The sequence below is a fragment of the Kribbella catacumbae DSM 19601 genome (assembly GCF_000372465.1).
Classification (GTDB): Bacteria; Actinomycetota; Actinomycetes; order Propionibacteriales; family Kribbellaceae; genus Kribbella; species Kribbella catacumbae.
Window position 1 is genome coordinate 37011 of record NZ_AQUZ01000040.1, and the last position, 15868, is coordinate 52878.

The 15868-nt window shown below is 67.6% G+C and carries 17 protein-coding genes; 9 read left to right on the top strand and 8 right to left on the bottom strand.

Features of this window, described 5'->3' with window-relative positions:
* Positions 1–11: 11 nt before the first annotated feature.
* Together A3ES_RS0131865 and A3ES_RS0131870 are read left to right on the top strand one after the other, a co-directional pair.
* Complete coding sequence (locus A3ES_RS0131865; protein ID WP_020390904.1) at positions 12–1247, top strand: MFS transporter; 1236 nt, start codon at positions 12–14, stop codon at positions 1245–1247.
* 21 nt (positions 1248–1268) lie between these two features.
* Positions 1269–1982, top strand: a complete 714-nt coding sequence (locus A3ES_RS0131870; RefSeq protein ID WP_020390905.1) for a dienelactone hydrolase family protein — start codon at positions 1269–1271, stop codon at positions 1980–1982.
* Positions 1983–2025: 43 nt separating this feature from the next.
* On the opposite strand, the gene A3ES_RS0131875 is transcribed toward A3ES_RS0131870, so the two are convergent.
* Positions 2026–2958 (bottom strand): AraC family transcriptional regulator, encoded by a 933-nt coding sequence (locus A3ES_RS0131875; protein ID WP_020390906.1) that lies wholly within the window; start codon positions 2956–2958, stop codon positions 2026–2028.
* Between the two features lie 92 nt (positions 2959–3050).
* Between A3ES_RS0131875 and A3ES_RS0131880 the strand changes: the two genes are divergently transcribed.
* From A3ES_RS0131880 to A3ES_RS0131895, 3 genes are all read left to right on the top strand, one after another.
* Positions 3051–3899 carry an NAD(P)H-binding protein gene (locus tag A3ES_RS0131880; RefSeq protein WP_020390907.1) on the top strand — a complete coding sequence of 283 codons (849 nt, stop codon included), beginning with the start codon at positions 3051–3053 and terminating at the stop codon, positions 3897–3899.
* A complete protein-coding gene (locus A3ES_RS49140) occupies positions 3896–4429 on the top strand; it encodes an anthrone oxygenase family protein (RefSeq protein ID WP_020390908.1) in 534 nt (177 codons plus the stop codon). The genes A3ES_RS0131880 and A3ES_RS49140 overlap by 4 nt, the downstream gene beginning before the upstream one ends.
* Before the next feature lie 279 nt (positions 4430–4708).
* Positions 4709–6013, top strand: coding sequence for an erythromycin esterase family protein (locus tag A3ES_RS0131895; protein WP_020390910.1), 1305 nt, complete (start codon positions 4709–4711; stop codon positions 6011–6013).
* A gap of 42 nt (positions 6014–6055) precedes the next feature.
* On the opposite strand, the gene A3ES_RS0131900 is transcribed toward A3ES_RS0131895, so the two are convergent.
* Together A3ES_RS0131900 and A3ES_RS0131905 are read right to left on the bottom strand one after the other, a co-directional pair.
* A complete protein-coding gene (locus tag A3ES_RS0131900; protein WP_020390911.1) occupies positions 6056–6868 on the bottom strand; it encodes an ABC transporter permease in 813 nt (270 codons plus the stop codon).
* Positions 6865–7839 (bottom strand): ATP-binding cassette domain-containing protein, encoded by a 975-nt coding sequence (locus tag A3ES_RS0131905; RefSeq protein WP_020390912.1) that lies wholly within the window; start codon positions 7837–7839, stop codon positions 6865–6867. The genes A3ES_RS0131900 and A3ES_RS0131905 overlap by 4 nt, the downstream gene beginning before the upstream one ends.
* A 90-nt stretch (positions 7840–7929) precedes the next feature.
* Between A3ES_RS0131905 and A3ES_RS0131910 the strand changes: the two genes are divergently transcribed.
* On the top strand, positions 7930–8898 hold the full coding sequence (locus A3ES_RS0131910; RefSeq protein ID WP_020390913.1) for a helix-turn-helix transcriptional regulator: 969 nt from the start codon (positions 7930–7932) through the stop codon (positions 8896–8898).
* A gap of 61 nt (positions 8899–8959) precedes the next feature.
* Positions 8960–10096, top strand: coding sequence for a Fic family protein (locus A3ES_RS0131915; RefSeq protein WP_020390914.1), 1137 nt, complete (start codon positions 8960–8962; stop codon positions 10094–10096).
* Between the two features lie 2 nt (positions 10097–10098).
* Here A3ES_RS0131915 and A3ES_RS0131920 read toward each other — a convergent pair whose 3' ends face one another.
* Positions 10099–10908 (bottom strand): phytanoyl-CoA dioxygenase family protein, encoded by an 810-nt coding sequence (locus A3ES_RS0131920; protein WP_020390915.1) that lies wholly within the window; start codon positions 10906–10908, stop codon positions 10099–10101.
* 92 nt (positions 10909–11000) lie between these two features.
* Entirely contained in the window at positions 11001–11951 is a 951-nt protein-coding gene (gene pip, locus A3ES_RS0131925) for a prolyl aminopeptidase (RefSeq protein ID WP_020390916.1), read from the bottom strand.
* 44 nt (positions 11952–11995) lie between these two features.
* Here pip and A3ES_RS0131930 point away from each other — a divergent pair, with 44 nt between their 5' ends.
* The gene (locus A3ES_RS0131930) at positions 11996–12517 is read left to right on the top strand and encodes a MarR family winged helix-turn-helix transcriptional regulator (protein ID WP_026163395.1); all 522 of its coding nucleotides are present in this window, start codon (positions 11996–11998) and stop codon (positions 12515–12517) included.
* Here the strand turns inward: A3ES_RS0131930 and A3ES_RS0131935 are convergent.
* From A3ES_RS0131935 to A3ES_RS0131945, 3 genes are all read right to left on the bottom strand, one after another.
* Positions 12470–13141 carry a 2OG-Fe(II) oxygenase gene (locus A3ES_RS0131935; protein WP_020390918.1) on the bottom strand — a complete coding sequence of 224 codons (672 nt, stop codon included), beginning with the start codon at positions 13139–13141 and terminating at the stop codon, positions 12470–12472. The two genes, A3ES_RS0131930 and A3ES_RS0131935, sit on opposite strands and share 48 nt — an antisense overlap.
* Positions 13142–13175: 34 nt before the next feature.
* Positions 13176–14027 carry a UbiA prenyltransferase family protein gene (locus A3ES_RS0131940; protein ID WP_020390919.1) on the bottom strand — a complete coding sequence of 284 codons (852 nt, stop codon included), beginning with the start codon at positions 14025–14027 and terminating at the stop codon, positions 13176–13178.
* Positions 14028–14168: 141 nt separating this feature from the next.
* Positions 14169–15035, bottom strand: a complete 867-nt coding sequence (locus A3ES_RS0131945) for a Vgb family protein (RefSeq protein ID WP_020390920.1) — start codon at positions 15033–15035, stop codon at positions 14169–14171.
* A 57-nt stretch (positions 15036–15092) separates the two neighbouring features.
* On the opposite strand from A3ES_RS0131945, the gene A3ES_RS0131950 reads away from it, so the two are divergent.
* On the top strand, positions 15093–15692 hold the full coding sequence (locus A3ES_RS0131950) for a TetR/AcrR family transcriptional regulator (RefSeq protein ID WP_020390921.1): 600 nt from the start codon (positions 15093–15095) through the stop codon (positions 15690–15692).
* The last annotated feature ends 176 nt before the right edge of the window (positions 15693–15868 follow it).

The window sequence follows — 15868 nt, forward strand, 5'->3', positions numbered from 1 at the left end:
AACCTAGAAGCATGACAACTCTTTCCGGCCCGCGCTCGCTCGACCAGGCCGGTACGCCCGTTCGGTTCGCGCACGGCGCGGGCTTCTGGATGATCGCCATCGCCTTCTTGACCACGATGGCCTTCTCGACGGTTCCGACGCCGCTCTACGCCATCTACCAGCGTCGGGACGGCTTCCCGACCTTCCTGATCACGGTCATCTTCGCCGCCTACGCAGTGGGCGTGATGGTCAGCCTGTACCTGGCCGGGCACGTCAGCGACTGGCTCGGCCGTCGCCGGGTGGCGTTGCTCGCCGTACTGACTGAGATGCTGGCCGCGGTGATCTTCCTGGTCTGGCAAGACGTGCCCGGCCTGCTGCTTGCGCGCTTCGTGTCGGGCGTCGGCGTCGGCGTACTGACCGCGACCGCGACGGCTCACCTGTCCGAGCTGCGCCGGATCGCCCGGCCGGAGGAGGACCCGAGCCACTCGGCGCTGATCTCGTCGATGGCGAATCTCGGCGGGCTCGCCTTCGGACCGCTTGTCGGCGGGCTGCTCGCGCAGTACGGGACGCAGCCGTTGGAGCGGCCGTACCAGTTGTTCCTGGTGCTGTTGCTGCTGAGTGCGCTGGGGATCGCGATGGTGCCCGAGACGGTCGAGCGGCTGGAGGAGCGTCCGGCGTACCGGCCGCAACGGGTCGCGTTGCCGAGTGCCGCGAAGCCGCAGTTCTTCGCCTCGGCGACCGGAGCGTTCGCGGCGTTCGCGATCTTCGGGCTGTTCACCTCATTGGCGCCGACGTTCCTGGCCGGCACGCTGCATCACACCTCGCGGCTGCTGGCGGGAGCCGTCACGTTCGCGGTCTTCGTCGCGGGAGCGGGCAGCCAGGTGGTGTTCGTGCGGCTCACCAGGCCGCATCAGCTCCGACTCGGCCTGGTCCTCATGTCGGCCGGCCTGGTCGCGGTTGCAACCGGTGGACTGCTGCCCAACTTGTGGCTGTTCGTCATCGGCGGAGTGGTCGCCGCGGCCGGCGTCGGGCTGGCCTTCCGCGGCGCCGTCGCGACCGCCGCCTCGTTGGCGGATCCCAGTTCGCGCGGTGAGGTCCTCGCCGCACTCTTCCTGATCGCGTACGCCGGCCTCGCGGTCCCGGTGCTCGCCGTCGGAGTGGGCGTCGCCTTGCTGCCGGACCAGCTCGCCCTGCTGATCTTCTCGGCGATCATCTTCGTCCTCGCCAACGTCGCCGGCCGAAGGATGCTGCAAGCCAATCGAACCTGACCTTCGGCTAGCCTCCGTTGCGTGAACCAGATCGAGGCGAATCAGGTGCAGGTTGGGGAGCTGGGGGCTTATCTCGCGCGGCCGGCGGGTGCTGAGGCCGGGCCGGGGATGTTGCTGCTGCCGATGATCACGGGGATCGGCGAGCAGCTCCGGGACTGGGCCGACGAGCTGGCCGGGCGGGGGATCACCGCACTGGTCTGGGATCCGTTCAACGGCCGCAGTACGGACAACGCGACCCGCGATGAGTTGGGCGAGCTTGTCGGCAAGCTGGATGACGACACGGTCCTGGCCGAGCAGGTGGCATTGCTCGATCACCTGTTCGGTGAGCTCGGCTGTACCAAGGTGGGCACGATCGGCTGGTGCCTCGGCGGCCGGTTCGCTTTGTTGCTAGCGGCAAGGGAACACCGGCTCGCGAACGTGGTCGTCTACCACCCGACCGTGCCGTCGGAGCTCCGGCCGAACCACTCGTACGACGCGATCGCGGACTCCGTCGGGATCACCGCGCCCGTGATGGTGATCTACCCGAGCGCCGACACCGCAGTACCGGTCGCTGACTTCGAGGCGTTGCAGACGGCGCTTCAGAGCCGGGATGCCGGGGCCACGGTCGCGCAGTTCTATCCGGGCGCCGACCACGGGTTCTCCGATCGCGCGCGGCACGGCAAAGCGGTGAACGCAGCTGCCTTCCGGATCTCCTGGCCGCAGGCTCTCGCGTTCATCGACGTCACTACTGCCTGAGCCGTGGCCTCCCGATGACCGACCTGGCCTGGATCCTGGAGCGCTAGGCGGCGCGCCGGTGTGCCGTCGGGCTGGTGCCGCGGACGCGTTTGAAGGCGACGCTGAGCGCGAACGCGTTGGCGTAACCGACCTTGCGGGCGATCGACTCCACCGTGTCCGTTGTCTCGCGCAACAAGTCCGCGGCCAGCGCGATCCGCCAGCCGGTCAGGTACGCCATCGGTGCTTCGCCGACCAGTCCGCTGAATCGCCTGGCCAGGCTGGCTCTGGAGACCCCAGTGCGGTCGGCAAGCTCAACCACACTCCACGGATGCGCCGGCTCCTCATGCAGCAACCGCAACGCGAGGCCGACGACCGGATCGCTCTGCGCCTGGTACCAACCCGGTGCGTGCGACTCGGGCCGGGCGAACCACGCGCGCAAAGTGGTGATCAGCGCGAGATCGAGCCAGCGGTCGAGAACGGACTGCTGGCCAGGTTCGTCGCGCTGGATCTCGCCCATCACCATGTCCATCACGTGACCAGCGACCTCCGCCGCGGGCACCACCAGCACCGGCGGCAGCGCCGTGAGCAACCGGCGGCTGACGTCACCCTCCAGCTGATAGGTGCCGCTGACAGCCATCGCCTCGCCGTCCGGACGGGCGCCATAGGTGCGGACGCCGAGCCGCGCGCTGTAGTCAATAGGGGCCCCAGGCAACGGCTCGCAGATGCCACCCGGGTGGATCCGCAGGTTCGGCTCGGTGTCGGGCTGGTCGGCGACGACGTACGGCTCGGGGCCGGTCAGGACAGCCACGTCGCGCTCCTCCATCCGGACCGGCGGCTGGCCGTCCCGGATGATCCAGGCGGAGCCGCGGACCAGGGTGGCCAGCGCGAGCGGCGCCTCGTCGACGATGTGCAGACCCCAGGGCGGATCCAGGATGGTCAGGTTGAACACCCCGCCCCGCGCGCGGGTGCCGGCGAGCAGATCATCGAGGACATCCATGTCGGACAGCCTATCCCAGGATGAGACTCTCAGACATCGAATTGCGTCAGACAACCATGGTTTGTCTCACCAGATCGCGATGAACTTACGCCATGACAACAACAGCACCGATCCTGATCATCGGCGGCAAGGGCAAGACCGGCCGCCGCGTCGCAGCACAACTAGACGCCCGTGGCGTCCCTTTCCGGCTCGCCTCGCGGTCGAGCGAACAGCGCTTCGACTGGTACGACGAGGGCACGTGGGAGGGGGCGGTCGCCGGCATCGACACGGCGTACCTCGCACCGCCGGTCGGTCCGACCGGACTGGCTCGCGCTGGAGAGTTCATCAAGCAGGCAGCGTCCGAAGGGTTGCGCCGGGTGGTGCTGCTGTCCGGTCGTGGCGTCGGCAGCCCGGGGCGCGACTTCGCCGTCTACGAGAGCAGCGTCGCGCTGGAGAACGCGGTCCGGGAGAGCGGCGCCGACTGGACCATCGTCCGGCCCGCGTGGTTCGCCCAGAACTTCAGCGAGGACTTCCTGCTGGACTACGTGCTCGGTGGCGAGATCCGGGTGGCGGCCGGTGACGGCGCCGAGGCCTGGATCGACACCGATGACATCGGCGACGTGATGACGGCCGCGCTGCTCGACGAGCGGCACACCGGCGAGACCTACTCGCTGTCCGGGCCGCGCACGCTGACGATGGCCGAGGTCGGCGCCGAACTGTCCGAGGTCACCGGCCGGCCGATCCAGTACGTCGACCTCGAGCCCGAGGAGTTCGTCGCCGAGCTCGTCAGTTACGGGCAGCCGCAGGAGGACTCGGAGGCGGTCCGTGACCTGTTCGCGGTGATCCGCAACCACCGTTCGGAGTACGTGTCGGAGGGAGTCCAGCAGGTGCTCGGGCGGGCGCCTCGCGACTTCGCGGACTGGGCGCGGGAGACCGCGAAGACTGGAGTGTGGTCCGCATGAATCTCACCAGGATCCTGATCTTCTCCGGGCTGGTCGGCAGCGCGTTGATCGGTGGGGTGTGCTTCTGCTTCGGTACGGCGGTCATGAGCTCACTGCAGCGGATGCCGGCCGGCCAGGGCGCGACCGCGATGAACCTGATCAACGTCAGGATCCAGAACCCGCTGTTCCTGCTCATCTTCCTCGGTACTGCGCTGGTCTGCGTGGCGCTCGTGATCCTGGCTTTCGTCCAGGACACCCCTGGCAAGTGGTGGGTAGTCGCAGGCTCAGCGCTCTACCTGGTCGGCGTGATAGTCGTCAGCATGGCCATCAACCTGCCGCTGAACGATCACCTCGCGACCATCGACCCCAACTCCACCGCGGGCGCCGCCGAATGGCAGAACTACCTGACCAAATGGAACCCCGCCAACAACATCCGCACCCTCACCAGCACCCTCGCGGTCATCGCCTTCGCCCTCGCCCTCCAGGCCGGCGCAGGCAGCACAACCGACACCAGTCGCCCCCCGGTCAACGTCTACACAGCCGGACGATGACCGCCGCCGGATCCCCCGTGGACTCAGCGCTCCCGCTGATCCATGGGGCATCCGCACCCCACGCCAGCTAGGTTTCCGTGCATGGAGCCGACGGTTTTCGAGCACGACGACGTCTACCTGCACGTGGAGAGCTCGCCCGGCGGGCCGATCGCCGGGTCGGTGCATAAGCTCGGAAGGTAGAGCAGGCGCCACCCCAGGTGGGGTGGCTGCTGGATGGGACGCGCGGGCCGTTCCGGAAAGGGTTGGGAGTACTTGATTCCGACCCTCCGGAGGATCTTCATGAAGTGGCTCCTGGCAACGCCGGCCTTACTCGTGGCGGCACTGCTGCCCCTGTCCACGGTGACCGCGACCGCGGCTCCACCCAGTCCGGTGCCCGCGCTGACCCGAGCGGCGCAGCCGATCCGCAGTACCGATGCGGGCGGCAGCCTGCGGGACCTGAAGCCGCTGACCGCGATGGTGGGGAACGCACGGGTCGTCGGAGTCGGCGAGGCCACCCACAGCTCGAGCGAGTTCTTCACCCTCAAACACAAGATCTTCCGTTCGCTCGTCGAGGAGAGGGGCTTCACAGCGTTCGCCCTCGAAGCGCCATGGAGCACCGGCCTCGAGCTCGACCGGTACGTCGTCAGCGGGGTCGGCGATCCGCGCGAGATCATGCGCAGCCAGTTCCAGGACGCGTACAAGTTCTGGAACGCGCAGGAGTATCTCGACCTGATCGAGTGGATGCGCTCCTACAACCGCACTCACGCCCGCAAGCTCCACTTCGTCGGCAACGACGTCGGCTACGCCAGCCCCGCCCTGCTCGACCGAGTCATCAGCTACGTCGGCAAGACTCGCCCGTCCCAGCTCCCCGAGATCAAGAGCCTGTACGCCGCTATCCGCTCCGACGCGGAGTACAAGGACTGGAGCGCGGCGTACTTCGGTAAGCCGCTGGCCGAGCGGGTCAAGATCGAGGCGGCCGCCCGACGGGCCGTAGTACTGGTCGAGTCGTTGCCGGCCGGTCCTCAGCGGACCTGGGCGCTGCAACATGCCCGGGCGATCTGGCAGGTCTCGAAGCTCTACTCCTTCGACGTCACGAACCCGGAGGAGACCCCGAAGGCGATGTACTTCCGCGACGAAGCCATGGCGGACAACACGGCCTGGTGGGCTCGCGCGACCGGGGCGAAGGTCATGCTGTCGGCGCACAACGGGCACATCGCGCTGGAGTCGAACTCGCCGAAGGAGTACCCGACGGTCCAGGGCCAGTTCCTGCGCGAGCAGCTCGGCCGGGACTACGTGAACATCGGCTTCTCCTTCGATCACGGCTCGTTCAACGCCCACGACACCTCGACCGGCGAACTCCGCGTCTTCAACCTGCCGCCGGCCGCGCCGGGCAGCAACGAGTACACCCTCGACAAGGTCCCGTACCGCGACTACTTCGTTGATCTGCGCCGACTGCCCGCCGGGACTCGCGCCTGGCTCGCCGTACCCCGGCTGACGCGCGACATCGGCACCGGCTACCCGTGGCCGGAGCTGCCGACGCGGCTCTCCCACACGTACGACGTCCTCATCCACCTCAACGAGATCTCCGCGGCGCATCTCCGCTAACGCACGAAGGGAACCCGAGAGCCTCGGGTTCCCTTCGTAGTGTCAGTCGGCCGAGCGGAGCATCGTGCGGATCCCGACCGTCAGGCCGGCCGCGACGGTGACCAGGCCGGCGATCCAACCCCAGAGCACGGTCGTCGAGCTGACATCGCCGGCGAACAGCGTCCGCTCGGCGTCGACCAGGTAGGACAGCGGGTTGAACTTCGACGCGACCCGCATCCACTCCGGCCCGGTCTCCAGCGGCAGCAGCATCCCGGACAGGATCATCAGCGGGAACAGGAAAGTCTGCTGCACCACCCAGAACATCCAGTCCTGCTTGCGGACCGCGATCGCCAGCGCGTAGCTGAACGAGCCCAGTCCGATCCCGAACACGGCCAGCAGCGCCAGCCCGACGACCGCACCGCCCAGGTGCAGGTCGAAGCCGAACGGGATCATCACCGCGACCACGATCACCGCCTGCCCGAACAGCGGCACCATCTCCTTCAGCGCCCGCCCGATCAGCAGCGACGAGCGGGACAACGGCGTCACCAGCATCCGCTCGTGCGCGCCGGTCTGGAACTCGAACAGCAGGTTCGACCCGGTGGCCGACGTACCGAACAAGGTCGTCATCACCAGGATGGCCGGCACGAACCACTGCCAGACGCCGCCGTCGAGCGTGCCGCCGAGCGATCCCGCCAGCAGCGGGCCGAACAGGGCCAGGAAGACGAGTGGCTGGATCATCCCGAAGATCAACGAGAACGGGTCGTGCAGGACCGGCTTCAGCTCGCGCCGCATCACGATCGACGTGTCGCGGAAGAGGTTCCGCTTGACGGACCGGGTGATCTCGACAGCGACGGTGGGAACGGTGAGGGTGCTCATGCTGCGGCCTTTCCATTGGCGTCGGCCTCGCGGAGGCTGCGGCCGGTGAGATTGAGGAACACGTCATCGAGCGTCGGCCGGATCACCTGCGCCGCAGCCACCGGTACTCCGGTCCGCTGGGCAGCGCCGATCAGTTCGGGCAGAGCCTCCGGCCCGTTCGCCACTCGCACGCTGATCTGGTCGCCCTGGGCAACCACATCTCTTGCACCAAGCAACTGTTCTGTGAGCTCGGCGGCTCGTGCGAGGTTGCCAGGGGCAACGGTGAGGAGGAGCTGGTCGCCCGCCAGCTTCGCCTTCAAGGCATCGGCGGTGTCATCGGCGATCACCTCGCCGTGGTCGACCACGACGACCCGCTCGGCCATCGAGTCCGCTTCATCCAGGTAATGAGTGGTGAGCACGATCGTCATCGAGTACTGCTCGCGCATCCGCAGGATGTGGTCCCACAGGTTGGCCCGGTTCTGCGGGTCCAGCCCGGTCGACGGCTCGTCCAGGAACAGCAGCCCGGGTGCGTGCACCAGGCCCATCGCGACATCCAGCCGGCGACGCTGACCACCGGACAGCTCGGACACCTTGCGCCGGGCCAGCTCGCCGAGCTCGAGTGATTCGAGCAGCTCCTCACTCCGGCGCTTCGCGGACCGCGAGTCGAGACCGTAGATCACGCCTTGGCCATAGAGCTCGTCGCGGACCCGTTGCGAGTGGCCCGCGCCGTTGCCCTGGCCGACGTACCCGATCTGCCGGCGTACCTGGCCCGGATCGGTGCTGACGTCGTACCCGGCGACCTTCGCCGTGCCGGAGGTCGGGGCGATCAGGGTGGTGAGCATCCGCAGGGTCGTCGTCTTGCCGGCGCCGTTCGGGCCGAGGACGGCGACGAGCTCGCCCGGCTCGACGTCCAGGCTGATGCCACGAACCGCGTGCACGGTCTCGGTACGGCTCACCACGAAGTCCTTGGTGAGCTCTCGGGTGCTGATCACGATGTCTCCTTGAGATCTTGGGGCTGACATCACGAACATTTCCAGCAGTAGAGGACAGGTTCTGACCGTTACCCATGGCAATCTGAGGTCATGTCCGAAACCTCGGCTCGACTCCTCTCGCTGCTGTCCCTGCTTCAGGCCCGCCGCGACTGGCCGGGCGCGCTGCTGGCCGAACGGCTGGAGGTGAGCCCGCGCACGGTCCGCCGCGACGTGGACCGCCTGCGCGACCTCGGCTACCCGGTCCGCGCGAGCAAAGGGCCGGACGGTGGCTACCGTCTCGACGCGGGCGCCGACCTGCCCCCGCTGCTCTTCGATGACGACCAGGCGATCGCGGTCGCCGTTGCGCTGCAGACCGCGACGACCTCGGTCACCGGCATCGAGGAAGGCGCCCTGCGCGCACTCGCCACGGTCCGCCAGGTGATGCCGGCGCGCTTGCGCCAACGCGTCGACGCACTCCAGGTGACCACCGTCGACAAGTACCCCGATTCGCGCCGGACGAAGGTGAACTCCGAGCACCTGATCGCGATCGGTACCGCGCTGCGTGCCCGCGAAGTACTGCGCTTCGACTACGCCTCGCCGGGCGCGACGGAGGGGGAGTGGGTGCCACCACGCAAGGTCGAGCCACACCACCTGGTCACCTGGGGCGGACGCTGGTACCTGGTCGGCTGGGACCTCGACCGCAACGACTGGCGCACCTTCCGAGTGGACCGCATGCTCCCCAAGACGCCGACCGGCCCACGCTTCACCCCACGCGAGCTGCCCGCCCCCGACATCTCGACGTACATCTCGAGCCGTTTCAAAACCCAGGACCAGTGGCCGTGCCGCGGGACGGCGATCCTGCAGGCGAAGGCCTCCGACATCGCCCGCTGGTCCGGCCGCGACTCCGTGGTGGAAGAGATCACGGAAACCACCTGCCGCCTGACCATGAACGGCTGGTCCTGGACCGGCCTGGCCGCCAACTTCGGCATGTTCGAAACCGACCTGGAATTCACCGGCCCCCAAGAACTAAAAGACGCCGCCACCCACCTCGCCGCCCGCTACACGACCGCGGCTTCCTAGGCACATACGAACCAGGCGATGAAACATTGACGTAATGATTGTATCAATCTAGATTGAAGTCATGCTTTTCCCGACTCCAGCTCTCAGTGCTGCTGACGAGCGTGTTCTCGCCGAGATCGACCGGATGCGGGAAGCGCTGCGTCACCAGGTGCGGGCGACTCCCACCAAATGGACGGCCGGTCTGCGGAAGTTCCTGACCGCCGATGCCGTGGCGGGATCCAACTCGATCGAGGGGTTCAAGGTTTCGACAGTTGACGTCGAGGACCTGATGGCCGGTGAGCGCGATGTTGAGATCTCCGACGAGAATCGCGAGGAGACGCTGGCCTACCAGCGCATGATGACTTATCTCCAGACGCTGCACGATGTCGAGGATTTCACCTACAGCAAGGGATTTCTCAACGCGCTGCACTGGATGCTCCAAGGGCATCGACACACTGCCCGCAAGCCGGCCGGGCAATGGCGCAAGGGGGCTGTCTACGTCACCGATGTCCGCGATCCCAGCATTGCCGCCTATACGGCACCCCCCGCCGCCGAGCTCCCGGCGCTGATGGCAGAGCTGGTCGACTGGCTGAACGCGGAAGACTCCACGCATCTCCTGGTCCGGGCCGGGATGGCGCACCTGCAGTTGGTCTCTATCCACCCCTGGGCCGACGGCAACGGGCGGATGTCCCGCTCGCTACAGACCTTGATGATCGCGCGGGAAGGAGTGCTGGCGCCCGAGTTCTCGTCCATCGAGGCGTGGCTCGGGCGCCCCGGCAACACCTGGGAGTACTACCGGGAGCTCACCCTGCGCGGAGCCGTCTACCTTCCCGAGCAGGATGTCGCCAGCTGGATCCGTTTCAACCTCGTCGCCTATCACCAACAGGCACAGACCGTTCAGAGTCGTCTCGACCGCTCCGCGCGGGTGTGGACGTTGCTTGGTGACTTCGTCAAGCAGGCAGGTCTCGACGAGCGCGTGATCAGCGCTCTACATGACATCGCCATGGAAGCCAGGGTCAGACGTTCTCGCTACGAACAGTCCGAGGGCCTCAATCGCCAACAGGCACAGCGTGATCTCCGAGACCTCGTGACGGCCCAGTTCCTCCAGCCGGTCGGCCGAACCCGGGCCCGGTACTACACCGCTGGTTCGCGCTTCCCAGAGCCGATCCTGGAGATTGCCCGTACGCCGATCACCCTGACGAATCCCTACAGCTCCTGAGGTCAGTACAGGATCGGGTTCAAGGGGGAGGAGATTTTGTCGCCGGGGCGGTTGCCGGGCATCCAGGTGGTTAGGTCGGCTTCCTGGTAGGTGTTGGCGGGTGGGGTGATCTCCATGGACGCGTCTACGTAGATGATCGTCATCACCCGGCGCGGTACGTCGGTGTTGTTCGCCGCGGCGTGGTGGAAGGTCCAGCCGAGGTGGTAGCTGACTTCGCCCAGCTCGTACGGCTCGGAGATCTGCGGGAAGTTCTGATCGGCGAGCGCCTCCTGCAGTACGCGCTCGGACTCGTCGCTGATCTGCAGGTCCCGGCCGTGCTCGAAGCGATGACTTCCGGCGGCGAACGCGAGTGGGCCCATCTCCATCGGGGTTTCCTGCAGCGGGATCCACACCGTCACGCATCGATCGGTCGCGAACGGCCAGTAGTACTGGTCCGCATGCCAAGGCGTGACGCCACCGCCGGACTCCTTGTAGAGCGCCTGATCGTGGTAAAGCCGCACCGACGGTACGCCGAGCAGCTGCGCCGCGATCCGCGCCAGCCGAGGTGACGACACGAACTCCAGCACCTGCTCGCTGTCCTGCCAGAGGTTCATCACCTGGAGGAAGGCTTTGCCGTAGGTGTCGCGTTCCTCCAGCGGCAGGTGCTGGGTGTTCAGCTCGATCACCTTGCCGGAGATCTCCGCCTCGTACGCCGCGATGGTCTCCGGCGTCAGCACCCGCTTGAGCTTCACGAAGCCCTGCTCGGCGAAGGCGGCGACCGAGGTCCGGCTCAGGCTGTAGTCGGTCTCGAGTTCGGAGCGGGTCACGGTCATCCCACCACCCTCAGGGGTGCGGTCTAACGATGTAAAGGTGAGAGATCAACTTTTTCGTTCAAACCGGGCTAGTCCGGCCGACCGGGGCTTGCTCAGCGACCCGCGAAGTGCTCAATGGCGGCCAGCACCAGATCGGAGACGCTCGCCTGCCCGGCACCGTGTCCGGCATCGCCGACGATATGCAGCTCGGCATCCGGCCAGGCCTGCGCCATCCGCCAGGCACTGTCCGGCGGACTGCTGATGTCGAGCCGGCCAGTGATGAGCACCCCAGGAATCCCCGCCAGCTTGCCCGCGTCGCGGACCAACGCGCCGTCCTCGAGCCAGCCAGCGTGACCCCAGTAGTGCGATACGAGCCGCGCGAACCGCAGCCGGAAGATCGGATCCTGATACCGGGGGTCCGGCTTGTACCCCTGGTACGTCGCCACATGCGTGTCCTCCCACTCGCACCAAGCGCGAGCAGCCCTGTCCCGCACAGCCGGGTCGGGATCGTGCAGCATCCGGCTATAGGCCAGTGCGAGATTCCCGTCCCGCTCCTCAACCGGTACGACGTCCCGGAACCGCGTCCACTCCTCGGGGAAGATCCGGCCCATCTCCCGGGTGAGCCACTCGACCTCCCGCGGCGTCGAGGTCGTCACGCTGAAGAGGACGATCTCGGAGACCGACGACGGGTGCTGCTCGGCGTACGCGAAGGCGAGGGTCGCGCCCCACGACGCTCCCAGGACGAGCCACTTCTCGATGCCGAGGTGGTTGCGCAACCGCTCGATGTCGGCGACCAGATGCCAGGTGGTGTTGACGCTCAGATCGGCGTCCGGCTCAGCGGCATCCGGCGTACTGCGGCCGCAGCCGCGCTGGTCGAACAGCACGATCCTGTACTTCGCCGGGTCGAAGAAGCGACGCCAGAACGGCCCGGCCCCCGAGCCTGGCCCGCCGTGCAGGACGACGGCCGGCTTGCCGTCGGGGTTGCCGCAGACCTCCCAGTAGACGAGCTGGCCGTCTCCCACGTCGAGCTGTCCGTGGTCGTACGGCTCGGTCTCCGGGTGCATCGGTGCCTCCGCCCTAGATGTAACAGTGCTGTTAGATTACCTGCATGGAAGGCGCGATCGGTACCCGATTACGGCACGTGCTCGAACTGCTCGACGGTGACGTGGCGAAGGTCTACCTGGAGCTCGGCCTGCCGGAGTACCGGCCGAGGTTCTCGCCGATCGTCCGGACGCTGGTCGCCGAAGGCCCGCTACCGATCCGGGCGCTGGCCGCGGCGGTCGGCGTGACGCACTCCGCCGCGAGCCAGACGGTTGCCCAGCTCAACCGTTCGGGCTTTGTCACGCTCGAGCCCGGCACGGATGCGCGGCAGCGGATCGTGCAGCTCACTGACAAGACCCGCGAACTGCTGCCCACCATCGAGGCCGAGTGGCAGGCGACCACCGCCGCGATGGCCGAGCTGGACGCCGAGCTCTCGATGCCACTCGGCCGGCTTCTCGACGAGGTGATCGCCGCGGTCGAGGGCCGCCCGTTCCACCAGCGAATCGGCTCACAGAGCCCGGTCGGCGGTGTCGGCCAGGCGTCAAGCGGCGTCGTGGAAAACCAGCCCGACAGTGTGCCGGATCCCTGACCTGACGGTGCTGACGCCATGCCGGACGGGCGAGGCCGACCAGCCGCGCGCCGACTTCACCGGTCGATCGCGCGTGGTGAAGATCAGCCCCTGCCCCTGAGGCAGCATCGTGACGGTGCCCCGCGACTGCGCCCGCGGCCGCTGCTCGACCAGCAGGAACTCGCCGCCTTCATGGTCGACGCCCGGCCGGTTCAGCCCGATCACGATCTGCAGCGGGAACACAAGCTCGCCGTACAGGTCGCGGTGCAAGGCGTTCCAGTCGCCGGCCTGGTACTTGAGCAGGATCGGCGTGGGCTTCGTCTGGCCCGCTCGGTGACAGTCGTCGAGCCACTCTTCGAGGGTGTCCGGCCAGGGCGCCGGGCGGTTGAGCTTGGCGGCCCACTCGCGGGCGACCGGGAGCAATTGCGGGTAGTACTCCTCCCGGAGCTTGGCGACGACGTCGGGGAGCGGGTGGTCGAAGTACCGGTACTGTCCCGAGCCGAAGCGGTAGCGGGCCATGTCGATGGTGGAGCGGAAGCGCGCGACTTCGTCGTACAGGCCGGAGATCTCCTCGCACTGCTCGGGCGTGAGCAGGGGTGGCGTCAGCGCGCAGCCGTGTTCGTCGAGTTCTTCTCTCCAGTTCATACCGATGGAACGGCTGGAACCGCCGTTGTGTGAGTCAGAGGACGCCGGTGTAGGTGAGCGCGAAGGTGCCGCAGGGGAACAGGAAGAGCGACGCCAGGATGACAACGCCCTTGAACGTCATCCCCGGCCCGATGAACCGCCGGTACGCCGCCACGAGCACCGGCACCATCACGATCTCCAGCGCGAGCATGCTCCGCGGAATCACCGCATCCAGTGCGGCCAGTACGACGGACAGCCCGGCCGCCGCGATCCAGAACGCGAACCCCAGCCGGTACGTCGCCCGCGCGCCGAGGCGAACCGCGATCGTCTTGTACCCCGCCGCGCGATCCGCCGCCAGGTCGGCCAGCGTGGTCGGCAGGTAGAGCCCGATCGCGGCCAGCGTGCCCTGCAACGCCATCAGCCAGGGGAATCCGCTCAGGTCGGAGTCGACCGCGGCCCAGCCGGCCAACGGCCCAAAGGTGCCCAGGGCAAGGGAATTCGAGGCGACGTCGAAGCCGGCCCGAGTCTTCAACCGCACCGGCGGAACGCTGTAGGCAAACCCGAGCACCACCGCGAACAGCACTCCGAGCGCGAAGGTCGTCCCCACGAACAACGCGATCACGACCGACGCGATCCCGGCCCCGACCGCAAGCCGCTTGGCCTCGGTGAGCGACACCCGCCCGTCGAGCAACGGCGACTTGGACTTGCGCGGATTGAGCAGATCGCCCGGCAGGTCGTGCGCGTCGTTGATCGCCAGCACCGAAAGCCACAGCAGCGGTCCCATCACCAACGCGCCGACCGCCAAGCGAGGCCAGTCCCCGACCTCCGGCACGAGCCGATGCGTAGCGAGCAGGATGCCCACGTAGTACGGCACCACCGAAACAACCCAGAACGCAGGCCGTCCCACCGCCACAACATCCAGCACATGCCGGCCCCACCCGCGCCGAGCCAAAGCCGATCTGCCAGGTCCAACCAGTGTGGTCACGCAATCCACACTGCTCCTCCTGCGCCGTACCGGCCTCCCCCTACAGGATGAATCGCCTCACTCCTAGGCGTGGATGTGGGCAAGAACACCGATCTCCAGCGCCACCCACAGTTCGCCGTCGGCGGTCAGGACGAGGCCGTGTGGTTCAGTGCCTTCGCCCAGGGCAACTTCCTCGACGACAGCGCCCTGTGGGTCCAGCCGGATCGCAGTACTCGAACCCCACAAGGTGACCCAGCATCCGCCGTCAGGCGTCGCCGTCACCGCATGCGGCTTGGACGCGCGATCAGGAAGCGGGAACTCCTCGATCTTCCCGTCCGCGTCGATCCGGCCGATCTGCCCGGCCATAAGTTCGGTGAACCACACTCCACCCGGTCCCGCGCTGATCCCCACCGGTCCAGCAGCATCGGTGGGCAGCGGATAGGTCATCACCTCGCCATCCACGGACATCCGCCCGATCGCGTTCCCCTGGTTGAGCGTGAACCACAGCCCGTCATCCGCGGTGATGAACGCCGGGAACCCACCGGTCGTCCCAGTCTCGAACTCCGTCACGTCGCCGGCAATAGTGACTCGCCCGATCCGATCGGTGTTCATCGCCGTGAACCACAACGCGCCATCCGGCCCAACACACAGCCCGTACGGCGCACCGCCCGCGGTCACCTCGATCGACGACACCACCCCGTCGGCCCCGATCCGGCCGATCCGGTCGTCCCCGTTGCGGGTGAACCACATCGCGCCATCCGGGCCCGGAACGATCACGCTCGGCCGGCTCCCCGTTGCCCCGAGGTCGAACCGCTCGACCTGCCCCTCGGCGAGCCGCGCCACCACACCGGCGTGCACCAACGTCGTCCAGACCTCACCAGGGCGACCACCCAGCGCCACGCCGTACGGGCCTTCGGCCGGCTCGGCGATCCTGAATTCCGTGCTCTGCAAGAGGTTTCTCCTTGCCGTCAATTGTTAATGCGACTGGTGTTGCATTAAGATCTTCACATGAGCCCAGCCGAGAACGCAACCAGACCGGGTGGCCGGACCGCCCGGACCCGGGCCGCAGTACTGGCGGCTGTCGGTGAAGAACTGGCCGAGCACGGCTACGACGGGCTGACTGTCGATGGCGTCGCGGCCCGCTCCGGCGTCCATCGGACGACGGTCTATCGCCGCTGGGGGACCGTCGAGGGTTTGCTCGTCGACCTGTTGACGACCGGTGCCGACGACAGCTGGGCACCGGCCGACACCGGCTCGCTCGAGGGGGATCTGGTCTCGCTCAACCGTGAGGTCCGTACTGCGCTCGCGGCTGCGGCCTCGCTCACCGTGGCGGTCATCGCGGCGTCCTTCCGGATGCAGGGTGCGGCTGACGCGCTCAGCGGATTCTGGCGGGATCGGTACGAGCGCAGCGCCATCGTCGTCACCCGGGCGATCGAACGTGGCGAAGTACCGGCTGGCACTGACGCTGAGCGCGTGCTGATGCTGGCGACGGCGCCGCTCTACCACCAGCTCGTCCTGCGCAGACAGCCGATGTCGGCCGCCGTTGCCAAGCGCTACGCCGAGGACGCGGCTGCGGCTGCGCGGGCCGGAATAGTCTTGCAACGATGAGCTGAAAGGAGGCGCGAGTGGCTGGACGTCTGACGGATGAGCTGCTGAGCAGGCACCGCGCTCGTGCCGCTCGACCTCCGCGCCACCGCCGCCCTTCGGCACACGAGCACTGCGTCCATCCCTGGCACTCGCCTTCCACTCCGCAGCTACCCACCGCTGCCTCCCGGCCATCCCTC